The organism is Francisella sp. 19X1-34 (assembly GCF_041102755.1).
GTDB lineage: Bacteria > Pseudomonadota > Gammaproteobacteria > Francisellales > Francisellaceae > Francisella.
Genome location: NZ_JBGCTX010000030.1, coordinates 1 through 20,248 on the forward strand (window position 1 = coordinate 1; position 20,248 = coordinate 20,248).

The window sequence follows — 20,248 nt, forward strand, 5'->3', positions numbered from 1 at the left end:
ATTCTGTAAATCCCTTATTGTTATATTTAAAATATATAACCTAATTAAAATTTACACAATTATCTGTAAAGACCCTAACTTATTTTTATAAATATAAACATTAGTATCTCTATACTCTTGATTAGGTTTCTTGATGTCATTGAACTTAGTCTCAAATAAACTAAATCCAGCATTTATGGCTAATTTATTACTTGAGATATTAGCAGTATCGGTAGTTATAACTATATTTGTATACTGTATATTTCTTTTTATATATTCTATAAGGCCCAAAAGAGCTTCTAACATATAGCCTTTTTTAGTATATTGAGTATTAATCCAATAACCAATTTCTAGATGTTCAGAGTTATTTTGATAATTAAAAGTATTTACACCTATACAGCCAATAAAATCATTATTTTCATTGTTTATAATAGCGAACTGCATTGAGCTTTTATCTAAAAAATCTTGGTATGTTTTTTTACAGAATTCCAAAGAATCAGTTTTGGTTGGCCTTTTATCTAACCAGTATAACCATTCTTTTAATTCAAAATATGATTTATTTATTGCGCCATTCATTTTAATGGCATGTTTCTCTTGTATAGGTTCTAGGTATATTCTTTTTAGTTTTATTATCATCTTTAAGTAGATAAGAATCTTTTAGAATTTTCTCTAGATTGTAAGTTTATTTATTCATTTTGTGAATTATTTTCAAACCATGGAACAATAAATCTGGAATAATAACATCAAAGTACTTTTCACTTTCAAATAAGTGGGCGTAACCACCCGTAGCTATCAATACTGGTGGTACATTTGAAAAGCTTTCTTCTGATATTCTATTATTTATCTCTTTAATTGCTCCTAATTGTCCATACACTAAACCAGATTGAATCTGTGAGATAGTTGTTTTACCTAGAGCTGAGTCAGGTTTTGATATTGTAACATTAGATAGTTTTGCTGTTTTTCTAGATAAACTATCCATTGATAGGCTAATTCCAGGTAGAATTGCGCCACCAATATAAGCTTTGTTATCTGAGATAGCACAGATAGTGGTTGCAGTACCAAAATCAACTATAATAATATTCTTTTTAGAGAAATGAGACATTGCTGCAACTGAATTAGCAACACGGTCTGCACCTAAATCTAGAGGGTTTTTAATACTAAGTTTGAGACCTGTTTTTATTCCAGGCTTTAGCTCAAGAGGAGTTATGCCTAAATATTTTTTGCATGCAGAGTTAACAGAATACTCTAGATGAGGAACTACCGAGGATAGCACAACGGCTTCAATATCTTCGATATCTAGTTTTTTTCTATCAAAAAATGAAAGTAAAAATAAGCCTAAAGTATCAGAAGTACATGGTGTGGTCGAGGGATATCTAAAGTTGTACTTGATCTCATCTCCTATAAATACACCACCAAATATATGAGTATTTCCAATATCTATGCATACTAACATTTTTATTCTCCGTGTTTTAAATCAACTAGTTTAGGCTCAAGTATTTCTTTACTAGGATCAATCTGAGCATATGAGATTATAAAAAGTTGATCTCCTTTCTCACATTTTCTAGCAGCAGGACCATTTAGAGCAATAGTTTTACTATTAGCTTGTCCTTTTATTACATATGTTTCTAGGCGTTCGCCATTATTTAGGTTTACTACCTGAACTTTCTCATTTTCTACAATATTAGCTTGCTTCATTATTTCACTATCGATAGTTATGCTTCCAACATAAAATAGATCTTTACCTGTAACTGTAGCATATGAGATTTTTGATTTTAACATTGAAATTAACATGATGGGCCTGTCTCCTTTAAAAAGTTATCAATTAATCGTACTTTACTGACATAAAATGCCAAAAATATTCTATTATCTATTTCTTTTATATATTCCAGTTTTGCTCCGGTAGCTTCAATCTTGTTACTAAGATTTTCTAAGTTAGAAAAGTTATCTTGCTTTAGGATATTGTAGATTTCTTTAGTAATCTTGATATCAGAAGTTGATAGATTCTTGTTTCTTGAACTAAGAGGTAATCCAAAACCTTCTCTAACTGTTGAGCAACCTATTACTTTAGTATCAATGAAAAAATCTTTTACAAGTTGCTTAATTAAAGCAAGTTGCTGATAATCTTTTTCACCGAAATATATTTTATCTGGTTTGGTTATTTGCAAATGTTTCAAGATAATAGTTAATACACCACTAAAATGTCCTGGTCGCGATTCACCTTCTAAAATATTTGCTATATCAAGATTTGGTTCAATTTTAAGAGTATATCCATCTGGGTAAATATCTTTTTGATTATGGTTAAATAGTATATCTACTTCTAGAGACTCTAATATTTTTATGTCTTGATCTAAATTGTTAGGATAAGTTTGAAAATCATACTGATTGTTAAATTGTGTAGGATTTACAAATATACTAACTATAACTAAATCATTTTCTACTTGAGCTTTTTTTATTAAGCTAATATGACCGCTATGTAAAGTTCCCATAGTAGGGACAAAACCGATCTTTTTCTTGCTACTAAAGCTAGACCTTACTAGTTGAAAGTTTTTAATGCTATTAGTTATAATCATAAGTGTGTTCCTTACTTGGGAAAATGCCTATTTTTGTTTCTTCAACATAGCTATTTATAGCTTTAGAAAAAGATTGTGAAGCGTCTATGAATTTTTTTACAAATTTAGGTTGAAAATCATTATTCATTCCCAACATATCTTGTAGAACAAGAACTTGTCCATCAGTATTTGGGCCTGCTCCTATACCAATCACAGGTATATATAAAGATTCTGTGATTTGCTTAGCAACTTTATTAGGGATACATTCTAAAACTATTGCAAAGCATCCGGCTTCTTGCAGCTGCTTTGCTTCATCAATTATGACCTTAGCAGAGTCTTCTGTTTTTCCTTGAACCTTAAATCCACCCAGTCCATTTATAAATTGTGGAGTTAGGCCGATATGTCCCATTACAGGAATACCTGAAGCTACAATATGTTTGATAGTATCAAGATTACCACAAGCTCCTTCTAATTTAACAGCTTGAGCACCAGCTTGTATAATTGTTACTACGGATTGCATTGTTGTTTCAAGAGATTGGCGATAGCTTAAGAAAGGTAAATCTGCAATTATTAATTTATCTTTTGCTCCTCGAGCTACTGAGCTTGTCATAAACTGCATGTCAGCTAAAGTAGCATGAGTTGTATTTTCTTTACCAAGTAAGACCATACTGCCACTATCACCAACAAGCACGCAGTCAATATTAGTATCATTTATGATTTTTGCAAAAGTATAATCATAGCATGTAAGCATAGATATTTTTTGCTGATTAGCTTTGGCTTTTTTGAAGTCTAGAATTGATTTCATATTTTATCCTTAGTTGTAAGTTGCTTAACAATGGCCTCGAAGAAATTATAAAAATCATCTCCAGATAGTGCTTCAAGATCTTTTTGTAAAGTTAAGTTATCTCTTCTTGCGATTGGTCCTGATAGTGCATTATGATTTTGCTTGATATTTTTAAAGGTTTTATCTAGGTAGGGCTCTAGATGAACTTTATCAATATTAAAGCGAGATTCCATTTCAGAGCAGAATTTTTTCCATATTAGAGTTGTTACATTATTTGCTAGAACACACATGGCATGATAGTAAGGCTTTTCTTGTTTATCTATAGAAAAATTAGGGTTAGGTAATCCCGTTAAAACCTTGTTAAAAGCTATACTCTTATTATCGATAACAAATGGAATAAGTTTATATTCTTCAAAGGAGTATAAGGATTTATCTGGGAAGCTCTGTAGTGGATGGGCGCCAATTGCATTATTAATGCTTAGTGCACCAGAGAAATGAACGATAACTAAAGAGCCTAACATATTAGAAAGGTTTTCTTCTATGAATTTCTCTATTTGATCATCTTTAATTGAAACCAAAACATGGGTAGCGTTATCTAGCAAATCATTTAATCTAGATATAGCTTCTTTACGAGACCATTGCTTAAAATCTAATTTTAAACATTCAAAATAGTAGCACATATGAGATGCTACATTGCCGTCGCCGACAATTACATACTTAGGTACCTGTTGCATAATCAAGTCCATTTTTTTTAAATTAATTTTTAAACTATTATTGCCTAGTAATTAGGTCAATTTCGATGCTAATCACAAGTACTGTTACTTATAAATGTATACAGTCTTATTTTCACAACGTGAATTTATATCATATGTTTGGTTTAATGACAATATTTTTAATACCAGTGATAAGTGATTATTGTTTAATTTTTATCTCAGCGATATTTGATTGATTTTGGCTTATGCAAAGTGATTAAATAGTATAAAATATCCCTTATAAAATAACTTATAGACCATTCTTATTTGTATGAATGTTAATGATTTTCTCTCTCTAAAATATAACGATCTTAGTCAGGCAGAACTAAAAGTAAATATTGATAAGCTAGCTGATTTTCTTAATCAGCAGAGCTATTTATACCATACTTTAGATAAGCCGATAATTTCTGATTCTGACTATGATAAGCTTTTTAAATTACTTCAAGATTTAGTTGATGAGACTCCTAGTTTAAAGCCAGTAAATTCAGTACTTGATAGAGTTGGTGGGGAAGTGTTAGCAGGCTTTGAAACTATTAAACATAAAAAGAAAATGACTTCTTTAGCTAATGTTTTTAGTCTTGAGGAACTTAGAGATTTTTATGAGAAAATTGAGTATGATATTGAGCTTGAATGTGAACCCAAAATGGATGGTTTAGCAATTAGTATTTTCTATAAGAATGGTCAGTTTGACTATGCTGTAACTCGTGGTGATGGGGTTCAGGGTGAGAAGGTCTCTGAAAATGTTAAGACTATTAGAAATATCCCACTTAAATTAAATACAGCAAATCCACCTGAAGAATTAGAGGTTCGAGGAGAGATTATTTTAGATAAGCAAAGTTTTTTAGCTCTTAATGAATATATGCAAGTTAATGAAAATAAAACTTTTGCAAATCCGCGTAATGCAGCAGCTGGGAGTATTCGTATGTTAGATTCTAGAGTTGTAGCAAAGCGACCTTTAAAATTATATAGCTATGGCATAGGTTATTTTTCAAATGATTTTACCCATCCAGAAACACAATTTGATTTGATGAATCAATTGAAGGATTTTGGCTTTACTATTAGTGATAATATGTTTTTAGCAAAAGATTTTGCAGAGCTTGAAGAGTATCATCGCAAAATGAGTCATGAACGTGCGGATTTAGCTTATGATATTGATGGTTTGGTCTTTAAAGTAAATAACATTAAGCTGCAAGATGCTATTGGTTATACCGCAAGAGGTCCTAAGTGGGCTATTGCTTACAAATTTCCAGCAGAAGAGGTTGAGTCAGAGATTTTAAATGTAGAGTTTCAAGTTGGTAGAACAGGGGCTATTACTCCTGTAGCTAGACTTAAGCCAGTTGCTGTAGGTGGTGTGATAGTCTCAAATGCAACCTTGCACAATATCAATGAGATTAGACGTAAAGATATTCGTATAGGTGATCGGGTAATCGTACGTAGAGCAGGCGATGTTATTCCTGAAGTCGTTAAATCACTAGCACAATATCGCAAGCCAGATGCTCAAATGGTTGAGATGCCATTATGTTGCCCAGTATGTGACTCATCTATAGAGAATATCAATGATCAAGCGATATATCGTTGTACAGGTGGCTGGCATTGCCAAGCACAAACTACAGAACGATTAAAACACTTTGTATCACGTAAAGCTATGGATATTGATAAGCTAGGTGCAAAACTGATAGAGCAGCTGGTTGCTGCAGATTTGATTAAATATCCTGCTGATATATATAAGCTTAACTTCGAGCAATTAATTAATTTAGAAAGAATGGGAGCTAAATCATCACAAAATGTTTTAGATTCTATTACTAAAAGTAAGGCTCCAAGCTTAGCAAGATTTATTTTCTCTATAGGAATTAAAGATATTGGTGAAGTTTCATCAGAAGCATTAGCAAATCATTTTGGTAATTTAGAAAGCTTTAAAAACTCTACTATTGAAGAGCTTGTAGAAATTAATGATATCGGTGAGATTATGGCTAACAATATCGTTTATTTCTGGGAAGATTCACTAAATATAAATATAGTTGATGATCTACTAAATGCTGGGATTAATATACAAAACCCTGAGAAAGTTGAGTTAGAAACTAATGATAATTTTGTAGGTAAAACTGTAGTTATTACAGGTACTTTTGAGAATTATAATCGTACTGAACTTACTCAACTTTTAAAATCAATTGGCGCTAAGGTTACGTCAAGTGTTTCTAAAAAGACTGATATGGTTATCTATGGGGATAATGCCGGTAGTAAGCTTACAAAAGCACAAGATCTAGGAGTTGATGTTATAAGTGAAGAACAATTAAAAGATCTATTATGAATATTCAAAACCTAAAGAAAGGTGATGTGCTTTTTATTTCTGATAGTTCCGAGAAAAATATATCTGAATTATCAAGAGGGTATGATCAAGATAGCTACTATCATTGTGCTTTGTATATAGGGTCTGGAAAAATTATTGAAGCTGTAAAGATTAGTGGTGTGATCCAAGCTAATATATCTAAATATTTAAATAAAAAAATTCTTGTTGCGCGAGTAAATGAAAGTAATAATTTTTTAGATAAGGTTATTTTACAAGCAAGAGACTTTATAGGTTTTAGCTATAATGATTTATTTTTACCTAATATGAAAGAAAAGCTTTATTGCTCTGAACTAATTCATGAAGCTTTTAACTTAGCAAACAAACAAAAGTACTTTATGCAGCATGAGCTTAACTATATTTCTGAAACTGATTCTAAAGTTTCACAATATTGGATAGAGTTTTATGCGCAACATGGCCTTAAAGTTCCTCAAGGATTATCAGGTTCACATCCAAATAATTTATCTTTAGATGAAAAGTTCTCCGAGCGATTCTTTCTAGGGATTTAAATATTATTAAGATTGTAAAATCTCTTTCTCAAATTTATCAATGATATATTTGCCAATAGGTAAGCTAGATGTTGCTGCAGGAGAAGGGGCATTACAGACATGTAAAGCCCGAGTTGTTGTTTTGAAAAGAAAATCATCAACAAGTTTACCATCTTTACCTAATGCTTGAGCTCTAACGCCAGCAGGATATGATTTTAAGTCTCTAGCTTGAACATCTGGGAAATATTGTTGTACTTTTTTTAAATAGGATTTTTTAAATATAGAATCTTTAAGCTCATCATAGGTCGCTTTTAAATTAGCTGATACTAGTTTCCAAAAAGCTTTATAGAATATAGTTTCTGTGCAGTCTTTTAGACTTATGTTTCTCCACTTATATCCTTCTCTTGCTAGTGCTAAAACAGCACTAGGTCCGATAGTTACATCGTGATTAACTTGAGGAGTAAAATGCACACCTAGAAATGGTAAATTTGGGTTAGGGACAGGATATATACAATATTTAATAGTATCTTTGAGTTCTGAATCTAAACTATAATACTCTCCTCTAAAAGGAACGATTTTATAATCAGGGATAATTCCAGACATCTTTAGGATTCTATCAGAATATAGTCCAGCACATGAAATTAGATGTTTTGCAGAAACTGTAGTTTTGTTTTTAGTGAAGATATCTACACCTTCTGAAGTTTCATTAATATTTTCAACAACCTGACTATAAAATACTTCCCCACCAAGATCTTGAAATAGCTCAGCATATTTTACACAAACATCCTTCCAGTTAACAATACCCGTTTCTTTGACAAGAAAGCCTCCTTCAGATCTTAATCCAGGTTGTATTTTACTAACCTCATTTTTATTTAATCGTTGTATAGATAGTCCATTTCTTTGACAGCGGCTAATTAAGTTTTCCATCCATTTTAACTCTTGGTCATTTAATGCAACTATTAGCTTTCCTGTTTCTTTATAATCTACATTATGGTCTTCACAAAATTTTTTAGCTTCTCTACAACCTTCTAGGCAAAGTTTGGCTTTTAAACTACCTGGAGTATAGTACACACCTGCATGAATTACTCCACTATTATGACCACTTTGATGTTTTGCAAGAGTATTTTCTTTTTCTAAGATACAAACTTTTAATGAAGGATGCTTTTTTAAAAGTTGCCAAGCTGTAGATAGTCCAATAATACCTGCTCCAATAATAACTACATCATAGTTGTTTTTCATATCTAAGTTACCTAAATTTTGTGAACATTTCGAGACTAGTTTTGTTACTATTAATTATATCATTTATTATGTTATATGATGGATGAAACTTATAGCTAAATAGTAGATAGATTTTTAGGATTAGTAATATTAGGCATTAACCTAGCTACTAGCATTAATACTACTAGAATAATACTTACAGTTCCTGCGACCCAAGCTAGTCCGATAGCATAATTTCCACCATGGTGTGCTGCTATAATTGCTTGTAATGGAGCATTAATAGAGGCAATTACATTTCCTAGCTGATAAGCAAAACCTGGTAGAGTCGTTTGAGCTTGCTTAGGAGTTAGCTCATTTAAGTATGTAGGAACGATCCCCCATGCTCCCTGAACAAAGAATTGCATTAAAACAGCTCCTACTCCAAACCAGATAGGAGCACCAGCAAATGCCCAAAGAGGTATCACTGGTAAAGCTAATAAAGCAGCTATTAAAATAGCGTTCCTTCTACCTATTTTTTGAGAAAATACTCCAAAAAATATACCACCAATAATTGATGAAATATTATAGCAAACAGCAATTATACTAACTGTTGTGCTATCTAGATGGTGCTGGATTGTTAGAAATGTAGGGTATAAGTCTTGTGTTCCATGTGAGAAGAAGTTAAATGCAGCCATCATTACTACTATAAAGATGCAAACTTTCCAATTATTTTTAATTGAATATATAATATCAATAGCAACACTTTTATTTTGTCTTTGTTGTTTTTGTTTCAGCCAAACATCTGATACTGGTACTTTAAAATATAAATATGGTAATAGAAATATAAGAGGAATAAGGCCTGCTAGAATAAACATTCCTCGCCAACCAAAAAAGTTGATAAAGATACCATATACTACAGAGGCTAATAAATAACCAAAAGGGTATCCTGCTTGGAATAAACCAGATATAGCACCTCTAGCATTCACAGGAGATTGCTCGAATGCTAGTGTTGATGCGACACCCCATACTCCACCCATAGCAATACCATATATAAGTCTAGTAATCATAAAGAATGAAACAGTAGGTGAAAATGCTGAGATAATCTGAATTACCGAGTAACTAGCAACGTTGATTAATAACGTCCTTTTTCGACCATATTTTTCGGCAAGTATGCCAAATATAAAAGCTCCTATAGGTCTGCATATTAGAGTTAACATTACTGTGAAGGATATTACAGTAATGCTAGTATTAAAATAAGCTGAAATACGATGAAATAGAAAAACTAAGATAAAAAAGTCAAAAGCATCTAAAGTCCAGCTAATAAAGCAGCCCGTTACAGTATGTTTTTGGTGAGGTTTCCAATTGATCATAGATTAATATCCTAAAAGTTGGCTTAATTTAGAATTAACATAAAGCTTGCTGTATTACAATATTTTGCTAAGGCTATAGCTATATGTGATATGAAATCCACAGGCAGGTTAGAAAATGGAATTTATGTATTAGTAACTTATAGTTATACAATATAAATATTTAATTGTAGTTAGTTAATTTATATATACAATAATAGTTTACAAGCCTAATTCTTTATCGTAGAATTACGAGAAGTTACATAATAACAAACCACTTAATTTAAAGGATTAAAATGCAAATAAGAAAGGCAACTCCAAAAGACTTTAAAGATATGTTAATTATCTGGGAGGAGTGCATATCTAAAACTTGTCAATTTCTTACAACAAGTGAAATCAATAAAGAGATGGAAGCTTTAGAAGCAAAATACTTTAAAGATCCAGATGTTAAATCCTTTGTGCAAGTCATAGATGGTGAGATAGTTGGATTTACATGTATTCGTAATACTGAACTTCTTTTTACTCCGATAGATCCTAGATACTTTGGTAAAGGAATTGGTGAAAATGTAGTTAAGCACTTATTTGAAAAGTATGAAATAGATACTGCGTATGTCTATTCAAATGATATACATTCTTTAGCATTTTATACAGCATTAGGTTTTATCATTGATGATAAGATAGAAGATATATTCTTCGATAATGGCTATCAACTAAATAGATTAAAACTAACTGTGTCTCCTAAGGAAGCAGCAGCTAAGATAGCAGCTAAAAAGAAGAAGTCTTTATAATTAAACAGTAGAAAAAGCCATCACCTTTTTGAGTATCAGGCAATATTTGATAGCCGTATTCAGTTTCATATTTTTTTAAAACATCAATCTTAACTGTACTCGCATTGTTATTTTTGGCTAAAAACTGCTTTATTTGACCTTGATTTTCTTGTTTTAAAACTGAGCAAGTTATATATAAAAGTAGACCATTGTCTTCTAAATTATTATCCCATAAGTTTTGTAAAATATCAGCTTGTAACTTTATAATATGATTTACATCATTTTTGCCACGTAGTAATTTGATATCAGGATTTCGTTTTATAGTTCCTAAAGCTGTACAAGGAGCATCAAGGATTATTTTATTAAATTTACCGTCAAATGTTTTTGTAAGATCGTGTTTAATAACCTTCACATTATTCTCTGGAGATATTCTATTTAGATTCTTTTTAAGAAGTTCTAAGCGTCTATCTAATATATCTATAGCTGTAATATCTGCTTTAGGGGCTAGCTCTAAAACATGTGAAGTTTTGCCTCCAGGGGCAGCACACGCATCTAGAATTGTATCCTCATTTTGAGGATTAATTATCCAGCCGGCATATTGAGCAGATAAATCTTGTACCGTAAAATAACCTTTTTGAAAAAGGGTGTTATTTTCTACAGTAATTGCTTTTTTAAGCTTTATAGAGTTTTTAAGCTCGTCTTGTAACTCATACGAAATATCATTCTCATTAAAATATTCTATAACTTTAGTAGGATTTTTTGAGCTATTTAAACGCACAAACATATCTGCTTTTGAGTTGCTTGCTTGTATAATATTTAGATAGTTATTAGGGTACTGTTGTTTTAGTGTTTTAATAAGCCACTCAGGAAAATCATATTTTTTATAGTTATTATATTCTATAGTTAAATTCTCTATGTCCCTTAGGATTTTCCTAAGAACACCATTAACTAGTTTTTTTGCCCAAACTATCTTTAGTTTTTGACATGCTGTAACAGTTTCATTAATGCTTGCATAGTGTGGCTGATTAATCTCAAAAATCTGCAGAACTCCAAGCATTATCAAAACCTTAGCCTTTTGCTTAGTTTTTTCTGAAATATATGGTTTTAGTATTTTTTCTAAGGAAAAATAGTTCCTAAAAAATTCATAGCATAGGAGTTTAACAAAAGATTTATCTTTATCAGATATATCTAAGTTTGAAAGCTTATGTTCGATAGTTAAAAGAGAGTATCGCTTATCTAGAATATCTAAAATAACTTTAGCTGCTATAGCTCTGGTATTCATTATTATTTAATGTGTTTTGCTAAGAGCTTGATAAGTTTAGGTTGAACTTTCTTATTACCAGCAACAATTAGTCCAGAGTCTAGGTTATTTGTACCATGGATATCTGTAACAATAGCACCAGCCTCTTTCATAATAATATAACCAGCAGCTAAATCCCAGACTTTCACACTACCACAAGCCCATAAACCATCAATATAGCCAGCAGCTAAATATGCCATATCCATAGCAATACTACCTGAGTACCTGTATCCAGATATTACTTGTTGTAGTTTTATGATTTCAGCTACGTAGCTATCATTAAATATTCTACGTGAATATTTAAGAGATGCTGAGATAAGAGTATCAGTTAAGTCTTGGCTTTGTGCTACACGAATTTTTTTACCATTTAGAAGGGCACCTTCACCTTTATAAGCACAGAACATAAGATCTAAGAAAGGGTTATAGATAACACCAAGGACAATATTATCATCCTTTTTTAAGCCTATAGAAATACAGCAATGTGGTAATCCATGTACAAAATTGTTCGTACCATCAATTGGATCTATAATCCAAGTAAAACGACTATCTTTATTACCAAACTCACCATTTTCTTCAGTTATAAAATAATCATTAAAACCAGATTTTTTAATATTATCAATGATAAAGTTTTCAACCGCAACATCGACATTTGATACAACAGAGTTATCAGGTTTTTTTGAAATTTTTATAGTACTAGGATCATTTTGAGCTTGAAGAATAATTTTTCCAGCTTTTCTAGCAATTGTGGTTACAGCATTAAGAATGGGCTTCATAGTAGAGATTTTGCAATAATAATTATTTTTTTATATGATACATTATTTAATAACAAAATAGGATAGCTTTAGGTAAATAAGATGTTATATTATGCTAGTTATACCATATGTGATAGCTATACCACCAAAGAATAACCATGCAAATAATATTAAAGCTAATACTAAAGGTTTGATGCCTGCTTGGATAAATTTAGATACATGTGTCTCTAATCCTAGAGCTGTCATTGCCATAGCTAATAAGAATTGATCAGCTAATCTAATATTGCTTACAGCAGTTACAGGTAATAGATCTAAAGAGTTAAATCCAGCAACAATAATAAAACCTATGGCAAACCAGGGAATTATTTTTTTGATAGATCCTTTTTCTGGTTTAGTACCAATTTTTCCGGTTGCTTTAGCTACAGATTTTGCTAACCATATTCCAATGATAATTAACATTGGAGCTAGCATCATTACGCGTATCATTTTAACAGTTACTGCAACTTCTTCAGCATGTGCACTAGCACCACTACCAGCAGCAACAACTTGGGCAACTTCATGTATCGAGCTACCTGCAAATATGCCATATTGAGTATCACTCATATGTCCTAAAAGCCCGGCTTTCATCAAGATAGGGTATATAAACATTGCAGTTGTACCAAATAGTACAACTGTACCAACAGCCATAGCCGCTTTATAGGGCTCTGATTTTAATGTGCCTTCAGTTGCTAATACAGCAGCAGCACCACAGATAGCACTTCCAGCAGCGACTAGAATAGAACTATCTCTATCTAATCCAAAGACTCTTGTACCTAGAACAATACCTATTATCAATGTCGAAACTAGCATAATTACAGAAACAGATAAGCCAGCTAAACCTACTGATGCAATAAGTTGAAAAGTTAAATTAAACCCATAAAAGATAATTGCGAACCTTAATATCTTCTTAGCACTAAAAACAATACCTTCTTTCCATTTATGGATTATTTTAGCTGCTGGAGTATGTGTTAGAGCCATACCTAAAACTATACCTATAATTAAAGGACTAATTCCAAGGTTTTCTATTGCCGGAAATTTAGCAATAAAATATGCAATACTAGCAAGTACGGCTACTAAAAGCACGCCTAGAACCATATTTGTTGTAAAATAGTTTTTCATAATCATTACTCTATAGTTATTGAGAATTTTGTATAACTATACAGTTTTTTTTATAAAGGTTAGTAACTAAAACAATTGATATATATTATTAGAAAAATTAATAATTGATATTTTTTAGATAGCTTTTTTTTGTTCTTTAGAAAAAATAACAGCTAATATAACAAGTATAAATGATAGTACATAGAAAGCCACAACAGCATGCATTACACTTGTTAGACCAAAGTATTTATTAATAAATGCGCCAGTAGTTGTTGAAAGGGCAGTACCCGTTGTACCAAAAAGTAAGATAGTAGTTATTAGTGTTGGTGGAGCATTTTCTATTTGGAAAGTTCCATAAGCTAATAATCCAGCATAAATATAACAGTTAAATAGTCCAAAGACTATTGCAGATTTCAACACAATATCCATATTCGGTATATAAAGAATACATGACAAAGCAACTAAGCCAACTAGCATGAATGTTGGTAAAATATATTTTAAAGGTACAACTCTTGTTATTAAAGGACTTATAAATAGTCCTATACACTGTGCCATCCAGAAATATGATAGTGGTTTGTTTGCATCAATAGTTCCCCAGCCTAATATTTCTTGGAAATAGGTTTGTGCGTAGCTAGTCATAGTTAACTGTGCTAGTAGAAATAAAAATGCTGCAAAGGCTATACAATATAAACTAAAATTCCATGTTGAAAAGCTTAAGTTTGATTTAGCAGTTTGAGCTACTTTATGTCTGTTTAATATTGTAAAGTCAGCAAAAGCAGAAAGTATTAATATAATAATCGCAGTAACTTGTAAGATTAGATATATCGTATACCACTGGAAGCTTTGTGTTATTAGATATGCGGCAAAAATTGGCGTTAAAGCGCCGCCAAAGCTAAAAAAGAAATCAGTAAAGATTACATTCATAGCTCTTACTTTATGGTCATTGTATATACGAACGATCATATAACTTCCAATAGCCATAAACAAGCCTCCAGTTATACCTACACTAGTTAAAAGTATTTTTAAGGTAAACATTGAGGGTAGTATGTTTGTGATCAGTGATGATATAAAACCAATTGCAACTGCTGCCATAAGCAATAGTTTTATCGAAAATTTAGTCATTAAAAAGCCGATCACTAATATAGCAAACCACATTGCGACATTAATAAAAGTAAATGCAAAGCCTATATTACTATCATGGAAGTACTTTGATAAGGGTTGCATTACAGACCCAGTTACTAGCACAATATTTGCTGTATAAAAGTAACAAAGATAGCAAATTAGCGTTATTAATAGCTTATTTTTAAAAGATGTTGTATTTTCTACTGTATTTTCCATTGCAGTTTTAGCACATGTGATATCAAAACATTATTTTTGCACATGCAGTTGTTTTTAGCAATAGGCTTGTTAGTATTCTCTAATAGAAATTTCTTTACATTTTATATAAGGGCATATTTTATGGATTTTGCAAAAATAATTTGGGAGCAAAATACTCCTAAGTCAGATATTTTTGATGATTTTTATTTTTCTAGTGATTGTGGGGTACAAGAGAGTACTTATAACTTCTTAAAACATAATTTTTTGGAGCATAAATTTAAATCTCTAAATTCTAAGCAAAAATTCTGTATTTGTGAGTCTGGATTTGGTGCAGGGCTTAACTTTATTTTGACACTTAATCTATGGCAAAAGTTAGCTCTTAAATGTGCCGAACTAGAATTTATTTCATTTGAAAAATACCCTATGAGTTTAGAGGATATATCAAAAGTATTAAATGGCTTTAAACAATTAAATAACTATGAAAGATTTTTAGAGTTATATAAACCTCAAAAAGGTCTAAATATAATTAGTTTTGAGAATGTAACATTAAAGTTAATTATAGATGATGTTAATAATATTGAGCAATATAAGTTTTCTAAAGTAGATACATGGTTTCTTGATGGGTTTACACCTGCTAGGAATATTTCAATGTGGAATGATATTTTATTTCAAAATATGGCCTTGCGTTCCAAATTAGGTTCTTCATTTGCAACTTTTACATCTAGTTCTTTAATAAGGAAAAAATTGCAAAAGCATGGTTTTGAAGTTAAAAAGGATAAAGGGTTTGGTAAAAAAAGAGAAATGATGTATGGATTTTTTAATCCTTGATTGCGTGTTTAACAGCATCAAAACTACTAAAACTATATTTGGCAATATTGTTTACATAAAAAGGATCATTTTTAATAAAATCTTTGATTTCATTAATATCTCCAATTGCTAAAATTACTTCACCAGTTTTAGGGATCTTCGGGCCTGATGCTAGAAGGATTCCTTACTTATATCCTGTATCTAAAAAATCTCTATGAGCAGGTCTAATCTTTGCTACTTCTTTTTCTTCTACAAGGTAGTCTAAGTTAATTATATGGATATGCATTTTTTTCTCCTAGATATGAAAAAAGCCACTTAAGTGGCTTTCCTTAGATTATTATAAAATTACTAGATATTAGATTTTTTTGAAAATCACAGAACCATTTGTACCACCAAAGCCAAAAGAATTGTTAAGTACATAATCGATTTTCATTTTCTTAGCTGCGTTAGCAGCATAATCTAAATTACAACCATCATCTAGATTTTCTAAATTGATTGTTGGTGGAGCTACTTGGTCTCTTATTGCAAGAATACTAAATATAGATTCTATCGCACCAGCTGCACCTAGTAAATGTCCAGTCATAGACTTAGTAGAGCTCATTACAAGATCTTTTCTATATTGACCAATCATTTTTTCAACAACTTGGCTTTCTTGAACATCTCCTAGAGGAGTTGACGTACCATGAGCGTTAACATAGTCAATAGCATCTGGGTTTTTATCAAGATCAGCATCTGCTAAAGCATTTTGTACACATCTTTCTTGACCAGCTGCATATGGCATAGTCATATGATAGCCATCAGCAGACATACCAAAACCAACAACTTCTGCGTAGATTTTAGCACCACGAGCCTTAGCTCTTTCATATTCTTCTAGTACAACCACACCAGAACCATCACCTAAGACAAATCCATCTCTATCTCTGTCCCATGGGCGAGAAGCTCCTTGAGGATCATCATTTCGAGTAGATAACGCTCTAGCAGCAGCAAAACCACCCATACCGATAGCATTACTAGCTTTTTCAGAGCCTCCTGCAAGCATAGCATCTGCATCGCCACTAGCAATTAGTCTAGCTGCCATACCAATGTTATGCGTACCAGTAGTACATGCTGTAACAATTGGTACATTAGGACCTCTTAAACCATGATTTATAGATATGATCCCTGAAAGCATATTTATAATGGATGAAGGTATACAAAAAGGAGAAATCTTTGATGGACCTCTTTTATCAATAGTTGCTTTGGTAGCTTCTAAAGTTTCTATACCACCGATTCCAGAACTAACGCAAACTCCAAATCTATAAGAGTCTTCTTCAGATACTTTGTCTATACCAGCATCTTTTAAGGCTTCATTAGCTGCTGCAATACCATAATAGCAGAATGGATCTACTCTTTTAGCATCTTTCTTCCCTACAAGAGTATTTACATCAAAATCTTTAATTCTTGCTGCAAACCTAACTTTAAACTCGCTAATATCTGGAGCTGAAGTTTCAAAACTAGTGATAGTTTCTACGCCACTTTTTCCAGCTAAAATATTAGCCCAAGTCGTAGGGACATCATTTCCTAAAGGTGTTACCATACCAAGGCCAGTAACAACTACTCTACGATTAGATTTCATAATTTAAATTAACCTGTTTATATACTTTTAGAAAAAAGCACGGACTACTTAAAACCCGTACAGACTTTGGGATAATTTTAGATTAGTTTACTTTAGAATCAATATAGTCGTAAACATCTTTAACTGTTCTGATTTTCTCAGCATCTTCATCTGGAATTTCAGTATCAAATTCTTCTTCTAGAGCCATAACTAATTCAACAGTATCTAGAGAGTCTGCACCTAAGTCATCGATAAAAGAAGCTTCTGGTTTAAGATCTTCTTCTTTAACACCTAGTTGCTCAACAATGATAGAGTTTACTTTAGCATATACTTCGTTTGCGCTCATGTTATTTTTTCCTTCTTATTTTTGTTTTAAAATCGAAAATTTGTATTCATTTGTAATAATATTATTTTTTATTCATTTTTGCAATAATTTTCCAAAAATTAAGCCATATACATGCCACCATTGACATGAAGTGTTTGGCCAGTGATATATCTTGCGTCTTCTGAAGCTAGAAATGCAACAGTAGCAGCTATATCTTTTGGCTCACCCATTTGGCCTGATGGTATTTTAGTCGCAATAAATGATTTTTGTTCATCTGTAAGCTTATCAGTCATATCTGTTGCGATAAAACCTGGGGCTACAACGTTCACAGTTATGTTTCTAGTAGCAACTTCATACGCTAATGATTTTGAAAAACCAATTACACCAGCTTTGGCAGCACAGTAGTTAGATTGTCCAGGGTTACCAGCTGAAGCAACTACAGAACCAATAGAGATAATTCTTCCCCATCTTTTTTTCATCATTCCACGGATACACTCTTTTGTCATACGGAAGATGGAGCTAAGGTTAGTATTTATAACAGCATTCCATTCTTCTTCAGACATTCTCATCATTAGGTTATCACGAGTAATACCTGCATTATTTACTAATACATCAATAGCTAGCTTCTCTGCTTTAACTTGAGCAAAAAAATCTTTGATGCTATCTACATTAGAAATATTTAAAACCATACCTTTAGCATTATAGCCTTTATCAGACATTGATTTTTCAAACTTTTCTGCGGATGCTTGAGTTGTAGCTGTTCCTATAACTGTAGCACCTTTGCTTGCTAATGTATTTGCAACTTCAAAACCAATTCCGCGACTTGCACCTGTTACTAATACAACTTTTTCATTTAAAGACATTTATATCTCCTGTTTAAATGTTTTCTAAACTGTCTACTGTGTTTGTATCTTTGATAGTTAATGACTTATCTATTCTCTTTATAAGTCCGCATAGTACTTTATTAGGGCCACATTCGATAACCTCAGAAACACCAAGGCCAACAAGCTCTTCTACTGATTGAGTCCATAACACTGGCTTATATAACTGCTTAATTACAGCAGATTTTATTTCAGAAGGGTTGCTATGTGATTTTGCATCAAAGTTTTGAACAACTGCTGTTGATGGCTCTTTAAACTCTACTTTGTTTAACTCTGCTTCAAACTTATCAGCAGCATTTTTCATTAGTGAGCAATGAGAAGGTACACTAACAGCTAAAATTTGAGCACGTTTAGCACCTTTTTCTTTAGCGATAACATTAGCTTTTTCTATAGCTACTTTTTCACCAGAGATAACTACTTGACCTGTTGAGTTAAAGTTAGCTGCTTCAACTATTCCAGCATCAGACGCTTCTTGGCATGCTTGGATTACATCTTCATTTGATAATCCTAGGATTGCGCTCATAGCACAGTCTTTATCAGTAACTGCATTTTGCATTAGCTTACCTCTTATAGATACAAGTTGTAAGGCATCTTTATATGAAATGCATCCAGCAGCTAAAAGTGCCGTATATTCACCTAAACTATGACCAGCAAAGTACTCTATATTAAGGTCAGGTTTCTGTTCTTTTAAAACCATTAAAATAGCGTAGCTTGTAGCTAGAAGAGCAGGTTGAGTAAATTCAGTCTTATTTAAAGTATCTTGATCATTTTGGATGATATCCCATAGATCATAGCCAAGATGTTGTTTTGCCTCATCAATAATGTTTCTAAAAGTTTCAAACTTTTCATAATAGTCCTGAAGCATACCTAACTTCTGTGAACCTTGACCTGGAAAAACTATAGCTACTTTTGACATATTAAAATCTCCTTATTGAACAAAAGTTATTATATGCTAGATTATATTTTTGCGATAAATCCACCCCAGACAAATCCTGCGCCGAATGCTTCAGAAATTATTGTATCTCCGGGTTTAATTTGATTGTTCCTTACAGCATAATCTAAAGCTAAAGGTATAGATGCTGCAGAAGTATTGCCATGATCTTGTAATGTTGTAACAACTTTTGACATCGGCATATTTATTTTTTTTGCTGTTGAATTTAATATTCTATAATTTGCTTGGTGAGGAACTAGCCAGTCAATATCATCAGGTTTTATACCAGCCTCTGTTATTAATTCATCAGCCAGAGATGATAATCTTGAAACAGCAAATTTAAAAACTTTGTTTCCTTCCATAATTAAATAAGGATCTATATCAATTTGTTGGCCTCTAGTAGTTGGAAGGTTATTTGGGACGTTTAGCATTTCAAGGCAAGAACCATCAGTAAACAGTAGTGATGATAATATTTTTTTCTCTTGACTAGCTGAAACGACAACAGCTCCTGCACCATCACCGAAAAGAACACATGTAGAGCGGTCATTCCAATCAAGGACACGAGTCATTTTTTCTGCACCAATCACTAAGATGTTTTTTGCACTAGAACTTTCCACATATTGTTTTGCAATATCAAGAGCATAGACAAAACCACTACATGCAGCAGAAACATCAAAACAGCGAACTTTGAAGTTTGTTATTTCTAGATTTTGTTGAACCATAGATGCTGTTGAAGGCATGATAAAATCACCAGTGCTTGTGGCAACTATAATAGTATCAATATCATTAGCATCTAAATTGGCTGCTTCAAGAGCTCTCTTTGCTGCTTGTGTCGCCATGTAGCTAGTTGTCTCTTTTTCATTTGCACAATGACGTCTTTCTATTCCGACTCTTTGCTTTATCCATTCATCTGAAGTATCTACAAACTTACTTATATCTTCATTAGTTAAGATCTTTTCAGGTAAATAGCTTCCTGTACCTAGTATTTGTGAAAACAT

The 20,248-nt window shown here is 32.0% G+C and carries 21 protein-coding genes and 1 pseudogene; 4 read left to right on the plus strand and 18 right to left on the minus strand.

What is annotated here, in order from left to right:
* Window positions 1–51 precede the first annotated feature (51 nt).
* The 6 genes from AB8E56_RS06180 to AB8E56_RS06205 are packed head-to-tail and all read right to left on the minus strand — an operon-like array spanning window position 52 to window position 4,046.
* Window positions 52–615, minus strand: a complete 564-nt coding sequence (locus AB8E56_RS06180; RefSeq protein ID WP_329479143.1) for a GNAT family N-acetyltransferase — start codon at window positions 613–615, stop codon at window positions 52–54.
* A gap of 46 nt (window positions 616–661) precedes the next feature.
* Window positions 662–1,432: a type III pantothenate kinase gene (locus tag AB8E56_RS06185; protein WP_329479146.1), complete on the minus strand. Its 771-nt coding sequence runs from the start codon at window positions 1,430–1,432 to the stop codon at window positions 662–664.
* A gap of 2 nt (window positions 1,433–1,434) precedes the next feature.
* Window positions 1,435–1,770, minus strand: a complete 336-nt coding sequence (gene panD, locus AB8E56_RS06190) for an aspartate 1-decarboxylase (protein ID WP_329479148.1) — start codon at window positions 1,768–1,770, stop codon at window positions 1,435–1,437.
* On the minus strand, window positions 1,764–2,549 hold the full coding sequence (gene panC / locus AB8E56_RS06195; RefSeq protein ID WP_329479150.1) for a pantoate--beta-alanine ligase: 786 nt from the start codon (window positions 2,547–2,549) through the stop codon (window positions 1,764–1,766). The genes panD and panC overlap by 7 nt, the downstream gene beginning before the upstream one ends.
* Entirely contained in the window at window positions 2,536–3,333 is a 798-nt protein-coding gene (gene panB / locus AB8E56_RS06200) for a 3-methyl-2-oxobutanoate hydroxymethyltransferase (protein ID WP_329479152.1), read from the minus strand. Before panB ends, panC begins: the two co-directional genes overlap by 14 nt.
* Window positions 3,330–4,046: a DUF2520 domain-containing protein gene (locus AB8E56_RS06205; protein ID WP_329479154.1), complete on the minus strand. Its 717-nt coding sequence runs from the start codon at window positions 4,044–4,046 to the stop codon at window positions 3,330–3,332. The genes panB and AB8E56_RS06205 overlap by 4 nt, the downstream gene beginning before the upstream one ends.
* A gap of 289 nt (window positions 4,047–4,335) precedes the next feature.
* Here AB8E56_RS06205 and ligA point away from each other — a divergent pair, with 289 nt between their 5' ends.
* Entirely contained in the window at window positions 4,336–6,372 is a 2,037-nt protein-coding gene (gene ligA, locus AB8E56_RS06210) for an NAD-dependent DNA ligase LigA (protein ID WP_329479157.1), read from the plus strand.
* Complete coding sequence (locus AB8E56_RS06215; protein ID WP_329479158.1) at window positions 6,369–6,917, plus strand: YiiX/YebB-like N1pC/P60 family cysteine hydrolase; 549 nt, start codon at window positions 6,369–6,371, stop codon at window positions 6,915–6,917. Before ligA ends, AB8E56_RS06215 begins: the two co-directional genes overlap by 4 nt.
* A 6-nt stretch (window positions 6,918–6,923) precedes the next feature.
* On the opposite strand, the gene lhgO is transcribed toward AB8E56_RS06215, so the two are convergent.
* Window positions 6,924–8,135, minus strand: coding sequence for an L-2-hydroxyglutarate oxidase (lhgO, locus tag AB8E56_RS06220; protein WP_329479160.1), 1,212 nt, complete (start codon window positions 8,133–8,135; stop codon window positions 6,924–6,926).
* A 95-nt stretch (window positions 8,136–8,230) separates the two neighbouring features.
* Complete coding sequence (locus tag AB8E56_RS06225) at window positions 8,231–9,463, minus strand: MFS transporter (protein WP_329479162.1); 1,233 nt, start codon at window positions 9,461–9,463, stop codon at window positions 8,231–8,233.
* Window positions 9,464–9,735: 272 nt separating this feature from the next.
* On the opposite strand from AB8E56_RS06225, the gene AB8E56_RS06230 reads away from it, so the two are divergent.
* On the plus strand, window positions 9,736–10,227 hold the full coding sequence (locus AB8E56_RS06230; RefSeq protein WP_329479164.1) for a GNAT family N-acetyltransferase: 492 nt from the start codon (window positions 9,736–9,738) through the stop codon (window positions 10,225–10,227).
* On the opposite strand, the gene rsmB is transcribed toward AB8E56_RS06230, so the two are convergent.
* The 4 genes from rsmB to tsgA all read right to left on the minus strand — a co-directional run bounded on the left by rsmB (window position 10,205) and on the right by tsgA (window position 14,733).
* Entirely contained in the window at window positions 10,205–11,488 is a 1,284-nt protein-coding gene (gene rsmB / locus AB8E56_RS06235; RefSeq protein WP_329479166.1) for a 16S rRNA (cytosine(967)-C(5))-methyltransferase RsmB, read from the minus strand. The genes AB8E56_RS06230 and rsmB overlap by 23 nt on opposite strands.
* 2 nt (window positions 11,489–11,490) lie before the next feature.
* Window positions 11,491–12,279 (minus strand): inositol monophosphatase family protein, encoded by a 789-nt coding sequence (locus tag AB8E56_RS06240; protein ID WP_329479168.1) that lies wholly within the window; start codon window positions 12,277–12,279, stop codon window positions 11,491–11,493.
* A gap of 84 nt (window positions 12,280–12,363) precedes the next feature.
* The gene (locus tag AB8E56_RS06245; protein WP_329479170.1) at window positions 12,364–13,416 is read right to left on the minus strand and encodes a YeiH family protein; all 1,053 of its coding nucleotides are present in this window, start codon (window positions 13,414–13,416) and stop codon (window positions 12,364–12,366) included.
* A 114-nt stretch (window positions 13,417–13,530) separates the two neighbouring features.
* Window positions 13,531–14,733 carry an MFS transporter TsgA gene (gene tsgA, locus AB8E56_RS06250; RefSeq protein WP_329479172.1) on the minus strand — a complete coding sequence of 401 codons (1,203 nt, stop codon included), beginning with the start codon at window positions 14,731–14,733 and terminating at the stop codon, window positions 13,531–13,533.
* Between the two features lie 120 nt (window positions 14,734–14,853).
* On the opposite strand from tsgA, the gene mnmD reads away from it, so the two are divergent.
* Window positions 14,854–15,540 (plus strand): tRNA (5-methylaminomethyl-2-thiouridine)(34)-methyltransferase MnmD, encoded by a 687-nt coding sequence (mnmD, locus tag AB8E56_RS06255; protein ID WP_329479174.1) that lies wholly within the window; start codon window positions 14,854–14,856, stop codon window positions 15,538–15,540.
* Here the strand turns inward: mnmD and AB8E56_RS06260 are convergent.
* The 6 genes and pseudogenes from AB8E56_RS06260 to AB8E56_RS06285 form a co-directional block, all read right to left on the minus strand.
* Window positions 15,530–15,805: pseudogene (locus AB8E56_RS06260) on the minus strand (YciI family protein). The gene mnmD and the pseudogene AB8E56_RS06260 overlap by 11 nt on opposite strands.
* Before the next feature lie 69 nt (window positions 15,806–15,874).
* Window positions 15,875–17,134, minus strand: a complete 1,260-nt coding sequence (gene fabF, locus AB8E56_RS06265; protein WP_329479176.1) for a beta-ketoacyl-ACP synthase II — start codon at window positions 17,132–17,134, stop codon at window positions 15,875–15,877.
* An 82-nt stretch (window positions 17,135–17,216) separates the two neighbouring features.
* The gene (acpP, locus tag AB8E56_RS06270; protein WP_004287370.1) at window positions 17,217–17,459 is read right to left on the minus strand and encodes an acyl carrier protein; all 243 of its coding nucleotides are present in this window, start codon (window positions 17,457–17,459) and stop codon (window positions 17,217–17,219) included.
* Between the two features lie 98 nt (window positions 17,460–17,557).
* A complete protein-coding gene (gene fabG / locus AB8E56_RS06275; RefSeq protein ID WP_329479203.1) occupies window positions 17,558–18,301 on the minus strand; it encodes a 3-oxoacyl-ACP reductase FabG in 744 nt (247 codons plus the stop codon).
* 13 nt (window positions 18,302–18,314) lie between these two features.
* The gene (fabD, locus tag AB8E56_RS06280) at window positions 18,315–19,235 is read right to left on the minus strand and encodes an ACP S-malonyltransferase (RefSeq protein ID WP_329479205.1); all 921 of its coding nucleotides are present in this window, start codon (window positions 19,233–19,235) and stop codon (window positions 18,315–18,317) included.
* Between the two features lie 41 nt (window positions 19,236–19,276).
* Window positions 19,277–20,248, minus strand: a complete 972-nt coding sequence (locus AB8E56_RS06285; RefSeq protein ID WP_329479207.1) for a beta-ketoacyl-ACP synthase III — start codon at window positions 20,246–20,248, stop codon at window positions 19,277–19,279.

Coding starts and splice junctions, on each gene's coding strand:
- panD (WP_329479148.1), bottom strand. CDS start 1,770: ATGTTAATTTCAATGTTAAAATCAAAAATCTCATATGCTACAGTTACA.
- AB8E56_RS06245 (WP_329479170.1), bottom strand. CDS start 13,416: ATGAAAAACTATTTTACAACAAATATGGTTCTAGGCGTGCTTTTAGTA.
- AB8E56_RS06225 (WP_329479162.1), bottom strand. CDS start 9,463: ATGATCAATTGGAAACCTCACCAAAAACATACTGTAACGGGCTGCTTT.
- AB8E56_RS06215 (WP_329479158.1), top strand. CDS start 6,369: ATGAATATTCAAAACCTAAAGAAAGGTGATGTGCTTTTTATTTCTGAT.
- rsmB (WP_329479166.1), bottom strand. CDS start 11,488: ATGAATACCAGAGCTATAGCAGCTAAAGTTATTTTAGATATTCTAGAT.
- AB8E56_RS06185 (WP_329479146.1), bottom strand. CDS start 1,432: ATGTTAGTATGCATAGATATTGGAAATACTCATATATTTGGTGGTGTA.
- AB8E56_RS06230 (WP_329479164.1), top strand. CDS start 9,736: ATGCAAATAAGAAAGGCAACTCCAAAAGACTTTAAAGATATGTTAATT.
- lhgO (WP_329479160.1), bottom strand. CDS start 8,135: ATGAAAAACAACTATGATGTAGTTATTATTGGAGCAGGTATTATTGGA.
- acpP (WP_004287370.1), bottom strand. CDS start 17,459: ATGAGCGCAAACGAAGTATATGCTAAAGTAAACTCTATCATTGTTGAG.
- tsgA (WP_329479172.1), bottom strand. CDS start 14,733: ATGGAAAATACAGTAGAAAATACAACATCTTTTAAAAATAAGCTATTA.
- AB8E56_RS06240 (WP_329479168.1), bottom strand. CDS start 12,279: ATGAAGCCCATTCTTAATGCTGTAACCACAATTGCTAGAAAAGCTGGA.
- AB8E56_RS06180 (WP_329479143.1), bottom strand. CDS start 615: ATGATAATAAAACTAAAAAGAATATACCTAGAACCTATACAAGAGAAA.
- mnmD (WP_329479174.1), top strand. CDS start 14,854: ATGGATTTTGCAAAAATAATTTGGGAGCAAAATACTCCTAAGTCAGAT.
- panB (WP_329479152.1), bottom strand. CDS start 3,333: ATGAAATCAATTCTAGACTTCAAAAAAGCCAAAGCTAATCAGCAAAAA.
- AB8E56_RS06205 (WP_329479154.1), bottom strand. CDS start 4,046: ATGCAACAGGTACCTAAGTATGTAATTGTCGGCGACGGCAATGTAGCA.
- AB8E56_RS06285 (WP_329479207.1), bottom strand. CDS start 20,248: ATGTTTTCACAAATACTAGGTACAGGAAGCTATTTACCTGAAAAGATC.
- fabG (WP_329479203.1), bottom strand. CDS start 18,301: ATGTCTTTAAATGAAAAAGTTGTATTAGTAACAGGTGCAAGTCGCGGA.
- ligA (WP_329479157.1), top strand. CDS start 4,336: ATGAATGTTAATGATTTTCTCTCTCTAAAATATAACGATCTTAGTCAG.
- fabD (WP_329479205.1), bottom strand. CDS start 19,235: ATGTCAAAAGTAGCTATAGTTTTTCCAGGTCAAGGTTCACAGAAGTTA.
- panC (WP_329479150.1), bottom strand. CDS start 2,549: ATGATTATAACTAATAGCATTAAAAACTTTCAACTAGTAAGGTCTAGC.
- fabF (WP_329479176.1), bottom strand. CDS start 17,134: ATGAAATCTAATCGTAGAGTAGTTGTTACTGGCCTTGGTATGGTAACA.